Origin of the sequence: Photobacterium ganghwense (genome assembly GCF_003025595.1) — a bacterium.
Taxonomy (GTDB): Bacteria; Pseudomonadota; Gammaproteobacteria; order Enterobacterales; family Vibrionaceae; genus Photobacterium; species Photobacterium ganghwense.
The window spans coordinates 16,373-35,173 of sequence record NZ_PYMI01000015.1 but is presented as its reverse complement, the minus strand read 5'-3'; the positions used below and the strand labels follow the sequence as shown (position 1 = coordinate 35,173).

The 18,801-nt window shown below is 53.0% G+C and carries 16 protein-coding genes and 2 tRNA genes; 16 read left to right on the top strand and 2 right to left on the bottom strand.

Features of this window, described 5'->3' with window-relative positions; all coding sequences use genetic code 11:
• Nucleotides 1–38 precede the first annotated feature (38 nt).
• From C9I92_RS24840 to luxS, 11 genes are all read left to right on the top strand, one after another.
• Nucleotides 39–115, top strand: a tRNA-Arg gene (locus tag C9I92_RS24840).
• A 37-nt stretch (nucleotides 116–152) separates the two neighbouring features.
• Nucleotides 153–229, top strand: a tRNA-Arg gene (locus tag C9I92_RS24835).
• Nucleotides 230–1,031: 802 nt separating this feature from the next.
• The gene (locus C9I92_RS24830) at nucleotides 1,032–1,280 is read left to right on the top strand and encodes an oxaloacetate decarboxylase subunit gamma (RefSeq protein ID WP_047886875.1); all 249 of its coding nucleotides are present in this window, start codon (nucleotides 1,032–1,034) and stop codon (nucleotides 1,278–1,280) included.
• A gap of 96 nt (nucleotides 1,281–1,376) precedes the next feature.
• Nucleotides 1,377–3,164: a sodium-extruding oxaloacetate decarboxylase subunit alpha gene (oadA, locus tag C9I92_RS24825; protein ID WP_047886876.1), complete on the top strand. Its 1,788-nt coding sequence runs from the start codon at nucleotides 1,377–1,379 to the stop codon at nucleotides 3,162–3,164.
• A 9-nt stretch (nucleotides 3,165–3,173) separates the two neighbouring features.
• Nucleotides 3,174–4,307 (top strand): sodium ion-translocating decarboxylase subunit beta, encoded by a 1,134-nt coding sequence (locus C9I92_RS24820; protein WP_047886877.1) that lies wholly within the window; start codon nucleotides 3,174–3,176, stop codon nucleotides 4,305–4,307.
• A 145-nt stretch (nucleotides 4,308–4,452) separates the two neighbouring features.
• Nucleotides 4,453–5,415 carry an NADP-dependent oxidoreductase gene (locus C9I92_RS24815; RefSeq protein ID WP_047886878.1) on the top strand — a complete coding sequence of 321 codons (963 nt, stop codon included), beginning with the start codon at nucleotides 4,453–4,455 and terminating at the stop codon, nucleotides 5,413–5,415.
• 94 nt (nucleotides 5,416–5,509) lie between these two features.
• Nucleotides 5,510–5,941, top strand: coding sequence for a YqaA family protein (locus C9I92_RS24810; protein WP_047886879.1), 432 nt, complete (start codon nucleotides 5,510–5,512; stop codon nucleotides 5,939–5,941).
• A gap of 11 nt (nucleotides 5,942–5,952) precedes the next feature.
• Nucleotides 5,953–8,814, top strand: coding sequence for a M16 family metallopeptidase (locus C9I92_RS24805; protein ID WP_084712672.1), 2,862 nt, complete (start codon nucleotides 5,953–5,955; stop codon nucleotides 8,812–8,814).
• Between the two features lie 160 nt (nucleotides 8,815–8,974).
• Nucleotides 8,975–10,540: a glutamate--cysteine ligase gene (gene gshA, locus C9I92_RS24800; protein WP_047886881.1), complete on the top strand. Its 1,566-nt coding sequence runs from the start codon at nucleotides 8,975–8,977 to the stop codon at nucleotides 10,538–10,540.
• A 165-nt stretch (nucleotides 10,541–10,705) separates the two neighbouring features.
• The gene (locus C9I92_RS24795; RefSeq protein WP_107193939.1) at nucleotides 10,706–11,290 is read left to right on the top strand and encodes a transglycosylase SLT domain-containing protein; all 585 of its coding nucleotides are present in this window, start codon (nucleotides 10,706–10,708) and stop codon (nucleotides 11,288–11,290) included.
• 135 nt (nucleotides 11,291–11,425) lie between these two features.
• Nucleotides 11,426–11,944, top strand: coding sequence for an S-ribosylhomocysteine lyase (gene luxS, locus C9I92_RS24790; RefSeq protein ID WP_047886883.1), 519 nt, complete (start codon nucleotides 11,426–11,428; stop codon nucleotides 11,942–11,944).
• A 276-nt stretch (nucleotides 11,945–12,220) separates the two neighbouring features.
• Here luxS and C9I92_RS24785 read toward each other — a convergent pair whose 3' ends face one another.
• Together C9I92_RS24785 and C9I92_RS24780 are read right to left on the bottom strand one after the other, a co-directional pair.
• Nucleotides 12,221–13,498, bottom strand: a complete 1,278-nt coding sequence (locus tag C9I92_RS24785) for an HlyC/CorC family transporter (RefSeq protein ID WP_047886884.1) — start codon at nucleotides 13,496–13,498, stop codon at nucleotides 12,221–12,223.
• Nucleotides 13,499–13,576: 78 nt separating this feature from the next.
• Nucleotides 13,577–14,374, bottom strand: a complete 798-nt coding sequence (locus C9I92_RS24780) for a cytochrome C assembly family protein (protein ID WP_047886885.1) — start codon at nucleotides 14,372–14,374, stop codon at nucleotides 13,577–13,579.
• A 221-nt stretch (nucleotides 14,375–14,595) separates the two neighbouring features.
• Between C9I92_RS24780 and ffh the strand changes: the two genes are divergently transcribed.
• The 5 genes from ffh (at nucleotide 14,596) to rplS (ending at nucleotide 18,109) form a co-directional block, all read left to right on the top strand.
• Nucleotides 14,596–15,960, top strand: a complete 1,365-nt coding sequence (gene ffh / locus C9I92_RS24775; protein WP_047886886.1) for a signal recognition particle protein — start codon at nucleotides 14,596–14,598, stop codon at nucleotides 15,958–15,960.
• A 191-nt stretch (nucleotides 15,961–16,151) separates the two neighbouring features.
• Complete coding sequence (rpsP, locus tag C9I92_RS24770) at nucleotides 16,152–16,400, top strand: 30S ribosomal protein S16 (protein WP_047886887.1); 249 nt, start codon at nucleotides 16,152–16,154, stop codon at nucleotides 16,398–16,400.
• 26 nt (nucleotides 16,401–16,426) lie between these two features.
• A complete protein-coding gene (gene rimM / locus C9I92_RS24765; protein WP_047886888.1) occupies nucleotides 16,427–16,954 on the top strand; it encodes a ribosome maturation factor RimM in 528 nt (175 codons plus the stop codon).
• Nucleotides 16,955–16,975: 21 nt separating this feature from the next.
• Nucleotides 16,976–17,722 (top strand): tRNA (guanosine(37)-N1)-methyltransferase TrmD, encoded by a 747-nt coding sequence (gene trmD / locus C9I92_RS24760; protein ID WP_047886889.1) that lies wholly within the window; start codon nucleotides 16,976–16,978, stop codon nucleotides 17,720–17,722.
• Nucleotides 17,723–17,758: 36 nt separating this feature from the next.
• Nucleotides 17,759–18,109, top strand: coding sequence for a 50S ribosomal protein L19 (gene rplS / locus C9I92_RS24755; protein ID WP_047886890.1), 351 nt, complete (start codon nucleotides 17,759–17,761; stop codon nucleotides 18,107–18,109).
• Nucleotides 18,110–18,801: the final 692 nt, after the last annotated feature.

Sequence of the window (18,801 nt, the reverse complement as noted above, 5' to 3'; positions counted from 1 at the left end):
CATTGCCTCGGCAGTGTGAAACACCCGGAATTAAGCGTGCGCTCGTAGCTCAGCTGGATAGAGTACCTGGCTACGAACCAGGCGGTCGGAGGTTCGAATCCTCCCGAGCGCGCCATTATTTCCATATTCTGCATTGTCAGAATATAGCCTGCGCGTCCGTAGCTCAGCTGGATAGAGTACCTGGCTACGAACCAGGCGGTCGGAGGTTCGAATCCTCCCGGACGCGCCATTATTGAAAAGCTCAGCTTCGGCTGGGCTTTTTTCATTTCTGCGTCCTGCCTTCTAATGACTGTGACGGGGACCTCTCCTCTCGGCTTTTGGCTACAGCCAGAATTGCCGCTGTTGGACAACACCTAATTCCCGCGACCTTTATCCATCCGCTTTGTCGTTTCCCCGCGTTGTCTGTTACCAGCTCTTCAAACTTAATCTGTGTGCTTACGTTGCTGTCTGCGTTGCTGTGTACCTGGCTTTGGCCGTAGCTTTGGACTTAGCTGTGGATTTAGCAATGTACAAAACGGTTTCGGTTTCGTTAGCTTGCTGCGTGTCTCATTCCCTTTGTTCGCATCTGGGTTAGATTAAGAATGAGAGAAAGGGGTAGAGACGGGTCGCCCAATCTCTTTTTTGATGTGATTTGTTATGCTTTAAATGTAAATACATATCTCACTGTGGGTGATGAGTGAAATGCGGCGCAACATCGGATCTTTTGCTGGGAACTGTTTCACTTTCCTGTCACTAATGTTTCTTTTTGATTTTAATGATCTTACCTTTACGTAAGCGATAAGGTTTTAGTTAAAAATTAGGATATTCAAGGATCTACAACCTCCAAAATGAGAGGTGGCGCGCTGCATACAGTGGAATATCCAAGCAAAATACAGGCAAATTTTGCTGATTGAATAAATTTTTGCTTTCAGCGTGCCAAAAGCAAGAGACAAAATTTGCTAGCGTGTCGCATTGTTAATCAATTTGACATGATTTTGTGCGGCGTGATATTTGTTACATCGCCTATTACATCATCAAGGAAAGGAAGCATTATGGCCGATTTAGGAAGTTTGCTGTGGGAGGCCGCCACGATCATGGTCACCGGGATGGTGGTCGTGTTTTTATTTCTCAGTGTGCTGATTGTTCTGGTACAGCTGTTGGCCAAGATAGCCCCTGAGGACGCACCACCCATTCAGAGCACTCTGCGCCAGGCCCCTCCCGCACCGGGCAATGGCGTTCAGCCTGAAGTCATCGCAGCTATAACGGCTGCCGTTCATCAATATCGCAGCCAGAAAACCTAAAGTTGTACCACAAAGCCTGCTTACAGGGGGCTCTGTACCGAGCCAGCAGGACATTGTGGTAATTAGGATCTATATTAAGACAAGGAGTTTGAGAGCATGTCTAAGCCATTAGCCATCACCGACGTCGTGTTACGTGATGCCCACCAATCTTTATTCGCTACCCGTTTACGTATCGAAGATATGCTGCCTATCGCAGAGCAGCTGGATAACGTCGGCTACTGGTCACTGGAAACCTGGGGCGGTGCCACCTTTGATGCGTGTATTCGTTATCTTGGTGAAGATCCCTGGGAACGTCTGCGTTTACTGAAACAGGCAATGCCTAAGACCCCGATGCAGATGTTGCTGCGCGGGCAGAACCTGCTGGGATATCGTCACTATGCGGACGACGTGGTCGAAAAGTTTGTGGAGCGCGCCCATGCTAACGGTATGGATGTGTTCCGTATTTTTGATGCCATGAATGATGTCCGCAACTTTGAAAAAGCCGTCAAGGCGACGGTGGATGTCGGCGCACATGCTCAGGGTACCATTTCTTATACGACCAGCCCGGTACATAACCTGGATACTTGGACGGATCTGGCCAAGCGTCTGGAAGATCTAGGCTGTCACTCCTTGTGTATTAAAGACATGTCTGGCCTGCTTAAGCCGTATGAAGCGGAAGAGTTGGTGAAACGCATTAAAGCGTCCTGTGATATTCCGCTGGCCCTGCATTGCCATGCGACAACCGGTCTGTCGAGTGCGACGGCAGTGAAAGCGATTGAAGCCGGACTGGATATTCTGGACACCGCGATTTCTTCCATGAGTCAGACCTACGGGCACACTCCGACAGAAACTGTGGTCGCGATGCTGGAAGGCACACCGCGCGATACCAACCTGAATCTGCAGCAACTCGAACCTATCGCGTCCTACTTCCGTGATGTCCGTAAGAAATACGCCAAGTTTGAAGGCAGTCTCAAAGGGGTGGATGCCCGTATTCTGCTGGCTCAGGTGCCGGGCGGTATGCTGACGAACATGGAAAGTCAGCTCAAAGAGCAGGGTGCTGCAGATCGCTTTGATGAAGTGCTTGAAGAAATCCCGCGTGTGCGCGAAGACCTCGGTTACATTCCTCTGGTCACCCCGACCTCTCAGATTGTCGGTACGCAGGCGGTACTGAACGTCCTGACCGGTGAACGCTACAAGAGCATCAGCAAAGAAACCGCCGGGGTGCTGAAAGGTGAGTACGGGGCCACTCCGGCACCGGTTAACACGGCGCTTCAGCAGCGTGTACTGGAAGGACAGGCACCGATTACCTGTCGTCCGGCCGATCTGCTGACTGCCGAGTTGCACATTCTGACGGACGAACTGCAGGCCAAGGCTAAAGCAGAAAACATCGCCCTGGCTGAAGCGCAAGTCGATGATGTTCTCACTTACGCCCTGTTCCCACAGGTCGGGCTTAACTTCCTGAAAAACCGCCATAGTGCCGAAGCGTTCGAGCCAGTACCCGGCAGTGAGCCGGTGGCAGCGGCTGCGCCTGTGACGACAGGGTCAGCCAATGGCACAGAAGCTTACAGCGTGAAAGTGAATGGCCAGATGTACCATGTGGAAGTGGGGCCGGGTGGCGAATTGGCATCGGTTGAGCCGGTGGCAGCAAATTCTGGCGCGGCAACCGCTCCTGTGGTTCCGGTTGCTTCCAGTGCCGAACCGGTGGCGGCACCGCTGGCTGGTAATATCTTTAAAATCAATGTGCAGCCCGGACATCAAGTAGCAGAAGGGGACGTTCTGGTGATCCTGGAAGCGATGAAGATGGAAACCGAAGTGCGTGCCTCACGCAGTGGGGTGGTGCAGGATCTGCATGTGAAAGAGGGTGATTCGGTCGCCGTCGGCTCGCCAATTCTCAGTCTGGCGTAAGAGGGGACCATGGAAGGTTTGTTAATACTCTGGAGTGAAACCGGACTGGCGAACTTTGAGTTCGGCCAACTGGTGATGATGCTGGTCGGTGCCGGTCTGCTGTTTCTGGCCATTCGCAAGGGATTTGAGCCCCTGCTGCTGTTGCCGATGGGCTTTGGCGCGATTCTCGCCAATATCCCCAATGCCGGTTTTACTGAGCCGGGGGGATTACTCTATTACATCTACCACATCGGGATCGAAACCGGGGTTTTCCCGCTGCTGATCTTTATGGGGGTCGGGGCGATGACGGACTTTGGAGCCCTGATTGCTAACCCGAAAACCCTGTTATTGGGGGCGGCGGCGCAGTTTGGGATCTTCTTTACCCTGTTTGGTGCGATTTTGCTGAATGTCGTGCCGGGAATGGAGTTCACCCTGGCCGATGCTTCATCCATTGCGATTATCGGCGGTGCCGATGGCCCGACGGCGATCTTCTTGGCAAGCCGGTTGTCGCCGGATCTGCTGGGGGCGATTGCGGTCGCCGCTTACAGCTACATGGCGCTGGTACCGATCATTCAGCCTCCGATCATGAAAGCATTGACCACCCCGGAGGAGCGCAAGATCCAGATGCAGCAACTGAGGCATGTCAGCAAAGGGGAGAAGATCCTGTTTCCGCTGGCAGTGTTGCTGATGACTATCCTGTTTCTGCCGTCGGCCACCCCACTGGTCGGGATGTTCTGCTTGGGTAACCTGATGCGGGAATCCGGCGTGGTGGATCGTTTGTCCAACACGGTGCAGAATGAGCTGATTAATATTGTCACCATTATGCTGGGACTGGGAGTGGGCTCGAAGCTGGAAGCCGACAAGTTCCTGCAGTTTGAAACCCTGGGTATTTTGGTGCTCGGTGCTGTGGCCTTCGGGGTCGGTACCGGCGGTGGTGTACTGATGGCCAAGCTGCTCAACCGCTTTAGCAACGAGGATATCAACCCATTGATTGGTGCCGCCGGGGTGTCAGCGGTGCCTATGGCGGCGCGGGTCGTGAACAAGGTCGGGCTGGAAGCAAACCCGCAAAACTTTCTGCTGATGCATGCTATGGGACCAAACGTCGCTGGCGTGCTGGGTTCGGCGGTTGCGGCGGGTATTCTGCTGGCTCTGGTCGGCGGCTAAAGGTGCCTGGCACGATAAGCGTTTACCGGACCTTATTACATCCGGTAACAGACGGTAACGGGTAGCCATTCGGCTACCCGTTCTTTTTGGCCGGAAATACGCTATTGTACTTATTCACAAACCAGCAAGATAAAAGGAAAAGGAAATGACTTATCAGCAACTTGCTATCACCGAGTTTGGCCCGCCGTCAATGCTGGCGCTGCAGTGCGCCAATTTACCGGAGCCGCAAGCCGGGGAGGTCGTGGTGAAGGTGCACTTTGCCGGAGTGAATCCTATTGATGCCAAGACCCGGGCGGGATTGGGCTGGGCTGCACAGCAAAATCGCGACAAGTTGCCCTGGGTGCCTGGGTATGACATCGCCGGTGAAGTGGTCGCCTGTGGCGAAGGGTGTGAATTGCCGGTCGGTGCGCGTGTTGCTGGGTTTATTGGTTTTCCTTTGCAAGGTGGCGGTTACAGCGAATACTGCCAGGTTCCGGAAACCGCACTGAGCCTGGTGCCAAAAGGCGTGGAGCTGGCGCAGGCTGCCGCATTACCGCTGGCCGGACAAACGGCTTGGCAGGCACTGGATAAAGCCGGTGTCATGGCAGGCCAGCGCGTTCTGATTCTGGCCGGTGCCGGTGGTGTCGGCCATATCGCGGTGCAGCTCGCCGCCGCTCGCGGGGCGGAAGTGTTCGCCACTTGCTCGGCAGACAACAAAGCCTTTGTTGCTGCGATGGGAGCGCAGGCCGTGGATTATCGTGCCGGTGCCCTCGACAGCCAGATTGCGCCGGTGGATTGCCTGATTGATCTGATGGGGGGCGATGTTGGTTTGCAGGCTCTGACTTGCGTGAAGCCCGGTGGCATGGTGGTTACGGTGCCGACGATCACGGCCGAAGCGGTGTGTGAGAAAGCGATTAGTCTGGGATTGCAAGCGGAAGGCATGCTGGTGTCACCGAGTGTGGCGCAGAACGGTGCGATGTTGACCATGCTGGCCGAAGGGCAATTGGTCCTGAAGGTGGCTGCTGTTTTCCCACTTGACGACGGTATCGCCGCCCATGAGCAGATTGAATCGGGCCATACTCAGGGTAAGTTACTACTCATGATGCCGGCTGCGGCAGTTGAGGCATAAAGTGGGGCACAGAACGGGGCAGATGTCATGATCAGTCTCAGCCAGCCGCGATAAAGGATGACGGACAAAACAGAACACAGGCGATGTTGTACTCATGCAAGCATTATTAGAGGGAGGATCAGCCTTATGGGTGCTGTTTTCAACCGGATTTTTAAGCGCCACCTTGCTGCCGGGTGGGTCGGAAGCCAACCTGATTGCGGCACTGAAGCTGGGAGATAACCCGGTCTGGCAGCTGGTTGGCGTGGCGACGTTGGGCAATACGCTGGGCGGAATGACCAACTATTGGTTGGGACGTATCCTGCCGGATAAAACTTCTGACCAAAAACACGGTCATAAAGCATTGCAATGGCTAAAAAAATACGGTTATTGGACGCTCTTGTTCAGTTGGCTCCCTGTCATCGGGGATCCATTGTGTCTGGCGGCCGGGTGGCTGCGGATGAGGCAGGGGCTCTGTCTGGTGCTGATCCTGATCGGAAAAGCGATCCGGTACACCGCGCTGACACTAATCGTAACAGGATTACTATAAGGATGGCTCTAGTGCATAAATGGTTTGTAGGGGTTGCGCTGTTCTCGCTGGCAGGTTGTAGCCAGTTTGCAACGCAATCGGAATCGCCCGTCTTGCCCCAAGGGGTAACGTTTGTCGAGCAACTGAAAGCGGATCCAACGGCTGACACGCCGGTGATCCCGTATCAAAAATACCGGCTGGCCAATGGCTTGACCGTGATACTGCATGAAGATAATTCAGATCCGCTGGTGCATGTGGATGTGACCTACCATGTGGGATCGGCGCGTGAGGAGCTCGGGAAATCCGGCTTTGCCCACTTTTTTGAGCACATGATGTTCCAGGGCTCGGAAAATGTCGGGGATCAGGAGCATTTCCGTCTGATCACCGAAGCTGGCGGCACCCTGAACGGCACGACCAACCGCGATCGCACCAACTATTTTGAAACCGTGCCGGCCAATCAGCTGGAAAAAATTCTGTGGTTGGAGTCTGACCGCATGGGCTTCCTGCTGGGCGCGGTGTCGCAGCGTAAGTTTGAAATCCAGCGCTCGACCGTGAAAAACGAGCGTGCCCAGCGCTACGAAAACCGTCCTTACGGATTGGTCTACGAACAGATTGGGGAAGCGCTTTTCCCACGTACCCACCCGTATTCGTGGCAGACCATCGGTTATGTTGAAGATTTGGACCGGGTGGACGTTAATGACTTGAAAGCCTTCTTCTTGCGCTGGTATGGCCCGAACAATGCGACCCTGACCATTGGGGGAGACATTGATGCGGCGCAGACGCTGGAGTGGGTGAATCAGTATTTTGGTTCTATCCCTCGCGGGCCGGAAGTGGCCAAACCGTCTAAACAGCCGGTCACGCTGGATCAGAACCGGTTCATGACGCTGGAAGATAATATCCAGCAGCCGATGCTGCTGATGGCATGGCCGACGTCGTACAACGGAGCCGAAGATGAAGCCTCGCTGGATCTGCTGTCACGAGTGATTGGCGGCGGCAAGAACAGTCTGCTGTATCAGGATCTGGTGAAAACCGGGGAAGTGGTGGACGCCGGTGCCTTCCATGATTGTGCGGAGCTGGCCTGTACTTTTTATGTGTACGCTATTGGTCAGAGCGGCGACAAAGGCAATCTGAACACCCTGCGCGGTAAAGTCACCGGTATCCTCAAGGGGCTGGAACAGCGCGGCGTAAACACCAAAGAGCTCAATGAGATCAAAGGTACCGTGGAAGCCAGTGCAATTTTCGGTCTGCAAAGCGTAAGCGGTAAGGTGTCTCAGCTGGCAGCGTACGAAACGTTCTATGATGATCCAAGTTACCTGAAAACCGAGTTGGGCAAACTCCGGGCGGTGACGACTGACAGCATGGAGCAGGCTTACATGCGCTATCTGAAGGGCCATCCGTCTGTGACCCTGAGCGTGGTGCCAAAAGGCCGCCCAGAGCTGCAGGCCGCGGTACCGAACTATGAGCCGGCGCCACGCATTATTCCTGAGCACAAAAAGATGAGTGAAGCGGAGCTGCAAAAGCAGATGCGTATCGCCAAGGACGACTTTGATCGTACCGTGATGCCGCAGCCGTCTTCGCCGGTAGAAGCGGTAATGCCATCGCTCTATCGCTTTGAACTGGCAAACGGCATCAAGGTGCTGGGAACCGAGTTCCGCGAAACACCAACGGTTGAGCTGCAGCTGGTGGTACCGGCAGGACGCCGTTTCGAGCCTGCGGGCAAAGACGGTCTGGCTCGCCTGACGGCCAGTATGATGGAAGAGGCCTCGCAGAAATCGACTGCCGAAGCCCTGTCTTCGCGTCTGGATACCCTGGGTAGTACCATCGGCTTTACTGCCGGTCAGTATGGCACTGTGATTTCCGTGACGTCACTGACCAAGAACCTGCCGCAGACACTGGCAATTCTGGAAGAGCGTCTGTTCCATCCGGCGTTCAATGCCGACGACTTCGCGCGAGTGAAGCAACAGGCGCTGGAAGGCATCATTTATGAGCATCAGCAGCCATCTTGGCTGGCAGCGCAGGCAACCCGTGAAGTGTTGTATGGCGGAACCACGTTCAGCCGTCCGCCGGAAGGCACCAAAGCGTCACTGGAAGCGATTACGCTGGGTGACGTGAAAGCCTTCTATTCACGTTACTACACCCCGAATGGGGCGGATATCGCTGTCGTGGGTGACATTGATCAGGCGCAGCTGACGCCGCAGCTGGGTTTCCTGGCTAGCTGGCAGGGACAGCCTGCGCCTGTGTACCAGACGCCGGCCCTGCCTGAGCGGAACTCGCAGACAGTATGGCTGGTCGACAAGCCGGGAGCGCCACAGACGGTGGTACGTCTGGTGCGTCAGGGACTGCCTTATGATGCTACCGGAGAGTTGTACCAGACCCAGTTGGCGAACTTTAACCTGGCCGGTAACTTTAACAGCCGGATCAACCTGAACTTGCGTGAAGACAAAGGCTTCACTTACGGTGCTGGTGGTTACCAGAGCGGTGGTAAAGAAGTCGGTTTATCCGTGTTCTACGCCCAGGTGCGTGCTGATGCCAGCCTGGCATCGGTGAAAGAGTTCCTCGCTGAAATGCAGCGAATCGCCACGGAAGGGGTCACCGATAAGGAAATGGACTTTATGCGTTTGGCGGTAGGTCAGAAAGATGCCCTGAACTATGAAACCCCGGGCAAAAAAGCCCAGCTGCTGGGCCAGATCCTGACCTATTCGCTGCCGGATAATTTTGTTGAGACCCGCAACGACATCGCAGCCTCGATCTCTAAAGCGGAGATCAATGAACTGGCGGCGAAATGGTTCAATCCGGATGATTATCAAATCATTGTGGTGGGAGATGCCAAGACGCTGCAGCCTCAGCTGGAAACGTTGGGACGGCCGGTTAAGCGCCTGACACCGGCGTTGTAAGGCCAATAAAAAAAGCCGGCAGACGATGCCGGCTTTTTTGTCACTGACGGCGGCGCGTGATCCTGTAATCTGCGTTTTTTTCAGTGCAATAATCGTGGTAATCGCAAACAATTATGTTTACCCTACCGGACTAAGTTGTTACAAATTGAGAAGCACCTTGATGGATTTTTCACAAAGGTTGCAGCAAATTGCTGCGAATCCCGATGCCCTGACCCAAATGGGACGTGGCCTAGAACGTGAAGCGCTGCGTATTACGCCTCAGGGGCAGTTGTCGGCCAAGCCGCACCCTGCCGGGTTGGGTTCGGCGCTGACCAATAAGTGGGTGACCACTGACTTTGCTGAGCCGCTGCTGGAGTTTATTACCCCGGTATCGCATGATGTCGAGCAATTGCTGGCGCAACTGAGTGATATCCATCGGTTTACTTACACCAAACTGGGTGATGAAAGCCTGTGGCCGATGTCGATGCCGTGTTTCGTTGGCTCGGAAGATGAAATCAACCTGGCGCAGTACGGCAGTTCAAACACCGGCCGTATGAAAACCCTGTACCGTGAAGGTCTGAAGCACCGTTACGGCAGCGTGATGCAGGTGATTTCCGGCGTTCACTTCAACTTCTCTTTCCCAAATGCATTCTGGGACCAGTTGTTTGGTGAGCAGTCCGAAGAAGCCCGTCAGGCCGCTGTGTCGGACGCCTATTTCGGTCTGATCCGAAATTACTACCGTTTCGGCTGGCTGATCCCTTATCTGTTTGGTGCCTCTCCGGCACTGTGCGGATCGTTCCTGGATAAATCGGCGTCACCGCTGAACTTTGAGCAAGTCGGTTGCGGAACCTATTTCCTGCCGAATGCTACGGCATTGCGCCTGAGTGATCTGGGCTACACCAACCATGCCCAAAGCTCGCTGAAAATCGGCTTTAACAGCCTGTCGGAATACCTGGATGGCGTACGTCGTGCTATCCGTACGCCGTCTGAAGAGTTTGCCGCAATTGGGGTGAAAGTAGACGGCGAATATCGTCAGCTGAATGCCAATGTCCTGCAGATTGAAAACGAGCTGTATGCACCGATCCGTGCCAAGCGTGTGACCCGCAGCGGTGAAAAACCGTCGGAAGCGCTGGAGCGTGGTGGCGTGGAATATATTGAAGTACGCTCGCTGGATGTGAACCCGTTCAGCCCGGTAGGGGTGACGGCGGAGCAAATCCGGTTCCTGGATCTCTTCCTGACCTGGGCTGTGCTCAGCGACTCGGCACCGATGGATGAATCAGAACTGGCTTGCTGGCGCGACAACTGGAACCGCGTGGTACTGGATGGCCGTAACCCGGAGCTGCTGCTTAAGATTGGCTGTGACGGTGAACGCCTGACAGTGCAGCAGTGGGGTAACCGAGTGTTTGCTGAGCTGGCTCAGGTCGCTGACGCGATGGATAACGCCTCTGGCACCAGTGATTACCGGGATACGTTGAGCAAGCTACAAACCTGGATTGACGATCCGTCATTGACCTTGTCAGCGCAGCTACTTAACCAGATCCGTGAACAGCAGGGGATCGGCAAAACCGGGCGGGCACTGGCCGAGCAGCACACCTCGGCATTGCAAACGCAGGACTACCTATTCTATCAGGAGCAGGAGTTTGAGCAGGAAGCCCGTGAATCGGTGGCTCGCCAGCAGGCAATCGAAGCCGCTGACACGATGAGCTTTGATTCTTTCCTGGATAGCTATTTTGCGGATATCCGGTAACGTAAAAGAGAAATAAAAAAAGGGCAGCTACCATGCTGCCCCATAAGTCATTTCGCAGGGATGATGGCAGCGCATAATCGCTGCCAGTCATTCTTTAAGACCATAAGGATGGTGAAGAGTTCCATGGCTTCCGGAAAAAAGCGACGTCTTTCCCGTCTGCTCGGGATGTTAGCCGCAGGTGCTTTGCTCGCCGGTTGTGCGACCCCCCCTCCCAAAGATCAAACTAACCTGTGCAATATTTTTCGTGAACACCCCAGCTGGTACGAAGCGGCGGTGGATATGGAAAAGGAATGGGGGACACCGATTCAGGTGGCCATGGCCATCGTCAAACAGGAAAGCAGCTTTCGTCACGATGCCCGCCCGCCCAAAGACTATGTGCTGGGGTTTATTCCCTGGGGCAGGGTAAGCAGTGCCTATGGTTATGCTCAGGCGCAGGATCCGGCCTGGGATGACTATAAAAAGGCAACCGGGAACGGCGGCTCGCGCAGCGATTTTGCAGACTCACTGATGTTTGTCGGGTGGTACACCCATGAAACTCAGCGTCAGCTCGGAATCTCGAAATGGGATGCCTATCGCCAGTATCTGGCGTATCACGACGGCCGGGGAGGCTATCGTCGCGGTACCTATAAAGCGAAACCGACGCTGCTGAAAGTGTCGCGCAAGGTTGATCAGCAAGCCAAAAATTATGGCTGGCAACTGAAGCAGTGCCGGCAGGAGCTGGAAGATAACCGCAGCTGGTGGCCGTTCTAGCTGTGGCCCCGTGCTCACCAAGCTGGTTGCAGGATAAGCAGGGGCTATATAAGGTTTATGTACGTATGTGCTTCCGACTGTGAGTGGAGGGATTACCTTCTGCCTGTCGGGAGTCTGACCAAGGAGTAAGGAAACATGCCACTGTTAGATAGCTTTACCGTAGATCATACCCGTATGCATGCACCGGCGGTGCGGGTCGCGAAAACTATGCAGACGCCAAAAGGCGATACCATTACGGTGTTCGACCTGCGTTTCTGCCGCCCGAATGCCGAAATCCTCAGCGAGCGTGGTATTCATACCCTAGAGCACCTGTTTGCCGGCTTTATGCGCAACCACCTCAATTCCAATCAGGTGGAGATCATCGACATATCGCCGATGGGGTGCCGGACCGGTTTTTACATGAGCCTGATTGGCACGCCAACTGAAGCGCAGGTCGCACAAAGTTGGCAAGACGCCATGGCTGATGTAATCAAGGTCGAATCGCAGGATAAAATTCCGGAACTTAATGAGTACCAGTGCGGGACATACAGTATGCACTCCTTGGAAGAAGCGCAGGCAATTGCCAAGCATATTCTTGAGCAGGGCATTGCGGTGAATAAAAACGACGAGCTGGCGTTGCCGGAGTCGATGCTGAAAGATCTGAGTGTGAAATAATCCCAGCGAATGCTGCAGCCGTTAAGTTGGCTGCCTGTACAATCCGCCGACATCAAAAAAGCCGACATTGCTTTGATTGCAGTGTCGGCTTTTTCGTTTAGGGCCGGTCATTGGCGATGGCCAGTCCCGTTTGTAACTGTTAGTCGAGGCTTAAGGTTGGTGACAGTTGCGCACCTGGTGCCGCGATTATTGTGGCGCATGTCGCTTTGGTGACAGTGGACTCGACGACAGCGGAATAGGCATGTTCAGCACAACCGCTCGTCTGAATCATGCCGATCAGCCGGTCTTTTTCAGCCGGCTGGGCAGAACCCGCACCAGCTTAATCATGTTGTCTGAGATCTCCATGATTTCCATCTTATATCCGGCTACCCGAATGCTGACCCGGTTTTCCGGAATGTCTTCCAGATGCTCCAGAATCAGGCCGTTCAGCGTGCGAGGGCCGTCAGTCGGCAAGACCCAGTTCAGGCTCTTGTTCAGATCGCGGATGTTGGCGCTGCCTTCAATCAGCAGGCTGCCGTCGTTCTGCGGGGTGATCTCTTCTGCCAGCGTCGGGCTGATCGAAGTGGTGAACTCACCGACGATCTCTTCCAGAATATCTTCCAGTGTGATGAGACCCTGAATATCACCGTATTCATCGACAATCAGGCCAATACGCTGCTTGTTGCGCTGGAACTTGAGCAGCTGGACATTGAGTGGTGTCCCCTCCGGGATAAAGTACACTTCGTCGGCCGCGCGCAGCAGGTTTTCTTTACTGAAGTCATTTTTGTCCATCATCAGGCGGTATGCTTCCCGCACCCGCAGCATTCCGACGACTTCATCAATGTTGTCGCGGTACAACACGATTCGGCCGTGCGCTGAGTGGCTGAGCTGGCGGACAATCGACTTCCAGTCGTCGTTGACGTTGATACCGGCAATCTCGTTGCGCGGTACCATCAGATCCTCAACGGTGACGTTTTCCAAATCCAGAATCGACAGCAGCATGTCCTGGTGGCGTCGAGGGATCAGCCCACCCGCCTCGTTCACAACGGTACGGAGTTCGTCGGAACTCAGTTTGCCGTCGTGTACGTTATCGACTTTCAGGCCGAGCAATAGCAGGAATCCGTTGGTAATGCCGTTGACAAACCAGACCAGCGGGTAGAGCAGCTTCATCAGGATTTGCAGCAGGACGCTGCTGGTGTAGGACACCCTTTCAGGGTACAGGGCAGCCAAGGTTTTCGGCGTAACCTCGGAAAATACCAGAACTACCAAGGTCAGGGCACCGGTGGCGATTGCGACCCCCATATCACCATAGAGGCGCATCCCGAGGATGGTTGCGATAGCAGAAGCGAGAATATTGACCAGGTTGTTGCCGATAAGAATCAGGCCGATCAGGCGGTCGGGGCGCGAAAGTAATTTTTCGACCCGTTTTGCCCCCCGGTGTCCCTGGTTGGCGAGGTGTCTCAACTTATATCGGTTGAGGGCCATCATGCCGGTTTCTGAACCGGAGAAATATCCCGAAATGACGAGAAGTAATATCAGGAGGGAGAATAAAATCCCCGTAGATATATCGTCCAAAAAGCTCTTTCCTTCATGTTCCGGTTACTTGAACTTTGTACCCAGAGTGGCTGGGTGTCAATGAAATGGGCAACCTAATTACGCACCAATAATGATTTCTTTGACAAAGCGACTGCCAAAGTAAGCCAGTGTCAGCAGGAAAGCGCCGACCAGGCTGAACCAAATGACCCGACGACCTCGCCAGCCCTTCTGATAGTGTCCCCACAGCAGGACGCTGTACACACACCAGGCCATGAAAGAAAGCACGGCCTTATGGGTTTTTCCCTGAGCCAGCATATCATCAATAAAGATGAAACCGGTGATCAGAGTTAGGGTTAACAGAGAGTTTCCGACCAGAATTATCTTGAAAAGCTGACGTTCCACCATCATTAATGGAGGAATGTTAGGGTTTATCAGCAGGCTTTTCTTATGCTTTAGTTTGTGATCCAGCCAGGCTAGCTGAATGGCATAGAGCGTGGCGATCATCAACGTCGAATAGGAAAACAGAGCCAGCGATATATGCAGCAATACCTGAGGGTGTGCCTCAAGGTGCGTAATAAATGCACCAGACAGCAAGGTTGCCGCAGATAAGTTTATGGCGGCAAAGCTGTAAACTACGGGCAACAGGAACCAGACCCGCATCCGCAGCATCGCACCTGTGGTTATCGCCGCAATCAGCAAGCTGATAAGTGATGCGACGTTGAGAATACTCAGGTTTTGCCCGGTACCGCCAAGGATTAAGTCCTTCAGTAACAGGATATGCAGCACAATGGCAGCCAGCGCGGCAAAAAATACCGGCTTGGTTTTGATGCCATTACTGTTGGTCAGCCCGGGAATAACCAGTCCCAGAGCGAGAAAATACAGGCAAGCAGCCATCAATGCGATCAACATATCCATAGCAAACTTAACAAATTAAGATGGTAAGAACAGGCAATTATACCCTGCAACTAGGCTCGCTGCTATGCCAAACCCCGGTTTCAGTGACTGCTGACAACGGTTTTGTCAGGTCAGGTCACAGTGAAAGTCATGGTGAGGGCATGAAAGCAGACTAAGGATTGCGGTATACTAGCCAAATCTGACAGTTTTTATCGATTAGTTGCGTAACGAGCGAGTAGCACATGTTCGAAAATTTAACGGAGCGTTTATCAAGAACGCTTAAGAATGTCAGCGGTCGTGGCCGCCTGACGGACGACAACATCAAGGATACGCTGCGTGAAGTACGTATGGCGTTACTTGAGGCGGATGTTGCGCTTCCCGTCGTTCGTGAATTCGTCAAGCGTGTTAAAGAGCGCGCTGTTGGCACTGAAGTTTCTAAAAGTCTGACTCCGGGGCAGGAGTTCATTAAGATCGTTCAGGCTGAACTTGAAGCCGTTATGGGCGAGTCGAATGAAGACCTGAACCTGGCCAGCCAGCCGCCAGCTGTTATTCTGATGGCTGGTCTGCAGGGTGCCGGTAAAACGACCAGTGTCGGTAAACTGAGTAAGCTGCTGAAAGAGCGCAAGAAGAAAAAAGTGCTGGTGGTGTCGGCGGACGTTTACCGCCCTGCGGCGATCAAGCAGCTGGAAACCCTGGCCAGCGATCTGGGCGTGGATTTCTTCCCGTCAACAGCGGATCAGAAGCCGGTTAACATTGCTAAAGATGCGCTGGCCCATGCGCAGCGTAAATTCTACGACGTACTGATTGTCGATACCGCAGGTCGCCTGCACGTCGACAATGAGATGATGGACGAAATTAAAGACGTCCATAAAGCGATTGATCCGGTCGAAACCTTGTTTGTGGTCGATGCCATGACCGGTCAGGATGCGGCGAATACCGCGAAAGCTTTCGATGAAGCGCTGCCGCTGACCGGTGTGATCCTGACCAAAGTAGATGGTGATGCCCGAGGTGGTGCGGCACTGTCTGTTCGTCATATTACTGGTAAGCCAATTAAATTCCTGGGTGTTGGTGAAAAAACTGATGCGCTGGAACCGTTCCACCCGGACCGTGTGGCATCCCGTATTCTCGGCATGGGTGACGTCCTGTCGCTGATCGAAGATCTTGAGCGCAACGTCGACAAAGAGAAAGCGGAAAAACTGGCGCAGAAGTTTAAAGATAAGAAAGGCTTTGACCTGGAAGACTTCCGCGGCCAGCTGCAACAGATGAAAAATATGGGCGGTATGATGGGCATGCTGGACAAACTGCCGGGCATGTCACAGCTGTCGGACGACGTGAAGAATCAGGTCGACGATAAAATCTTCGTGCAGATGGAAGCTATTATTAATTCCATGACGGCGGCAGAACGCGAGCGTCCGGAAATCATCAAAGGTTCGCGCAAAAAGCGTATTGCTATGGGGTCCGGTACTCAGGTACAGGATGTAAACCGTCTGCTTAAGCAGTTCACCCAAATGCAGAAAATGATGAAGAAAATGCAGAAAGGCGGCATGAAGAACATGATGCGCAACATGAAAGGCATGATGCCTGGCGGCGGTATGTTCGGCCGTTAATCGCGGTTTCTTCTGTCTCGCCGGGGGCTCTCCGGCGGGCTAAGTGGCGGGAAAGGCTTATTACTGGTGAAAAATTAGCTAAAGCGGTTGCATTCGTCAGTTTTAAGAGTAAAATTCCCGAGCTTAATTTGGCACGGGCCCCGTTATTTTGGCGGGGCCAATTTAATTTACAGTAATGCAAAGAGGACGATATGGTAACCATTCGTTTGGCACGTCACGGCGCGAAAAAGCGTCCATTTTATCACATCGTTGTTGCTGATGCTCGCGCTTCACGCGACGGTCGTAACATCGAAAAAGTTGGTTTCTTCAACCCGCTAGCTAAGGGTCAGGAAGAGCGTCTACGTCTGGACCTAGACCGTGTTAATCACTGGGTAGGTCAAGGCGCAACTGTGTCTGACCGTGCAGCTAAGCTAATCAAAGACGCTGCTAAAGCGGCTTAATTGGCATGTCAGGTAATAGAGAAGCTATGAGTAATCAAGACCATGTCGTCGTTGGCAAACTCGGTTCGTCATACGGTATCAAGGGCTGGCTCAAAGTTTTTTCTTATACCGAGGACGCTGAAAGTATTTTTGCCTATCAGCCTTGGCTAATTAAAGTCAAAGGCGAGTGGAAAGCGTTCCATGTTGAATCATGGAAACGCCACGGGCAAGGGTTAGTCGCGAAGTTGGAAGGCTTGAACGTCCGCGAGGACGCTCAGAAATACACAAACGCGGAAGTCGCTGTCATGGCTGAACAACTACCAGCCCTGTCAGATGACGAATTCTACTGGCGCGAACTGTACGGAATGACGGTGGTGACAACTGAAGGTTACGACCTGGGTAAAGTCACTGACATTCTGGAAACAGGCTCTAACGACGTGCTGGTGGTAAAAGCTAATCTTAAGGATGCTTTTGGCCAGAAGGAACGTTTAATCCCGTTCCTCGATGAGCAGGTTATCAAGTCGATTGATCGCTCTGCTCAGCGGATCGAAGTTGACTGGGATCCTGGATTTTAATCCCCGGTAATAGGTAGACAAATGAAGGTAGGCATTATAAGCCTGTTTCCTGACATGTTTAACGCCATTACCAATTTTGGGGTGACAGGCCAGGCGGTAAAAAAAGGCCTTTTGTCGGTAGAAACGTGGAATCCTCGTGATTTTACGCACGACAAACATCGTACGGTTGATGATCGACCATACGGTGGCGGACCGGGTATGTTGATGATGGTACAGCCTTTGCGCGATGCCATTCATGCTGCCAAAGCGTCTGTGGAAGGTCAGGCTAAAGTCATTTATCTCTCGCCTCAGGGCCGTAAGCTTGATCAAGCGGGTGTTGAGGAGCTGGCACAGAACGAGAACCTGATTCTCATCTGTGGTCGCTATGAAGGGGTCGATGAGCGCATTATCCAACAAGAGGTAGACGAAGAATGGTCTATCGGGGATTTTGTGCTGACGGGCGGTGAATTGCCGGCCATGACGCTGGTTGATGCGGTCGTTCGGTTTGTTCCGGGTGTACTGGGTGACTTTGCGTCGGCAGAAGAAGATTCTTTTGCCAATGGTCTGCTTGATTGTCCGCATTATACGCGTCCAGAGGTTTTGGACGGGCAGGAGGTCCCTAAGGTCTTGCTGTCTGGCAACCACAAGGACATTAGCCGCTGGCGGTTGAAACAATCGCTGGGCCGCACTTGGTTAAGAAGACCAGAGCTCCTGGAAAACCTAGCTCTGACTGACGATCAGGAATTCTTGCTGGCGGAGTTTATCCGTGAACATAAAGCAAGCAATTAATTTATTTAGTATCAGTTTATTCTAGGGTATTTACCAATGAGTAATATCATCAAAGCTCTTGAGCAAGAGCAAATGAAACAAGACCTGCCAACGTTCGCACCAGGTGACACTGTTGTTGTTCAGGTTAAGGTTAAAGAAGGTGACCGCTCACGTCTTCAGGCTTTTGAAGGCGTTGTTATTGCTAAGCGTAACCGTGGTCTACATTCTGCATTCACTGTTCGTAAGATCTCTAACGGTGAAGGCGTAGAGCGTGCGTTCCAAACTCACTCTCCAATCGTTGACAGCATTACTGTTAAACGTCGCGGTGCAGTACGTCGTGCCAAACTGTACTACCTGCGTGAGCGTTCTGGTAAAGCGGCTCGTATCAAAGAGAAGCTTTCTAAATAATTACGCCTGGCGTAAGACGTTTATGAAAAAGCCCACCGCAAGGTGGGCTTTTTTTATGCCTGTTAAACCGTCCAGAGTGTTACGGAAAGCCGTTATGCTCAAGCAGGCGAAAGCGAAACCACTCGTGTTGACAGTCTGTGGCTTGAACACGGCAACTTAGAGGCGGAGTGTGTGTTGAAAGCGCATCAGCCTTTGTTCCTCCCAATGTTTACCCGTTTCTGTTGCTGGCCGTTGCCTATCGATTTATTGCTTTGTGATGTTTCTTTTCGGTTTGTCTGTCTTCGCCGCAAGCGTCGGAAGAGCGCTGACAATTGTGTATTAGCATTCAGGAGTTCAGGCGACTGTATAACCGCCTTGGGTCAGCCTGCGGCAAACCAGGGGGCAAGGCGACATGATATGAGCACCGGAGAGGTTATTTCCCTGACATTGCCATAAAGGATATGGCCTTTATGACATCCCCCTCATGGCCTAGCTCTTATGACATAAATTTTATGACAAAGCTCTTATGACAAAGCCTCATGGCACCGTTTTAAAGATACAAGGTTATGAAGTAACGTCAGTCGTTGAACATGCTGTTCGATCGTTTGAAAAGGTAAAGCTCTGCCCGCTCTAAGACTCAGAGTAGAAGGCACAAGAGAAGTACGATATACAGCAATGTGTATATCGCTCTTGGCTTTATCAGCCAGAGGATT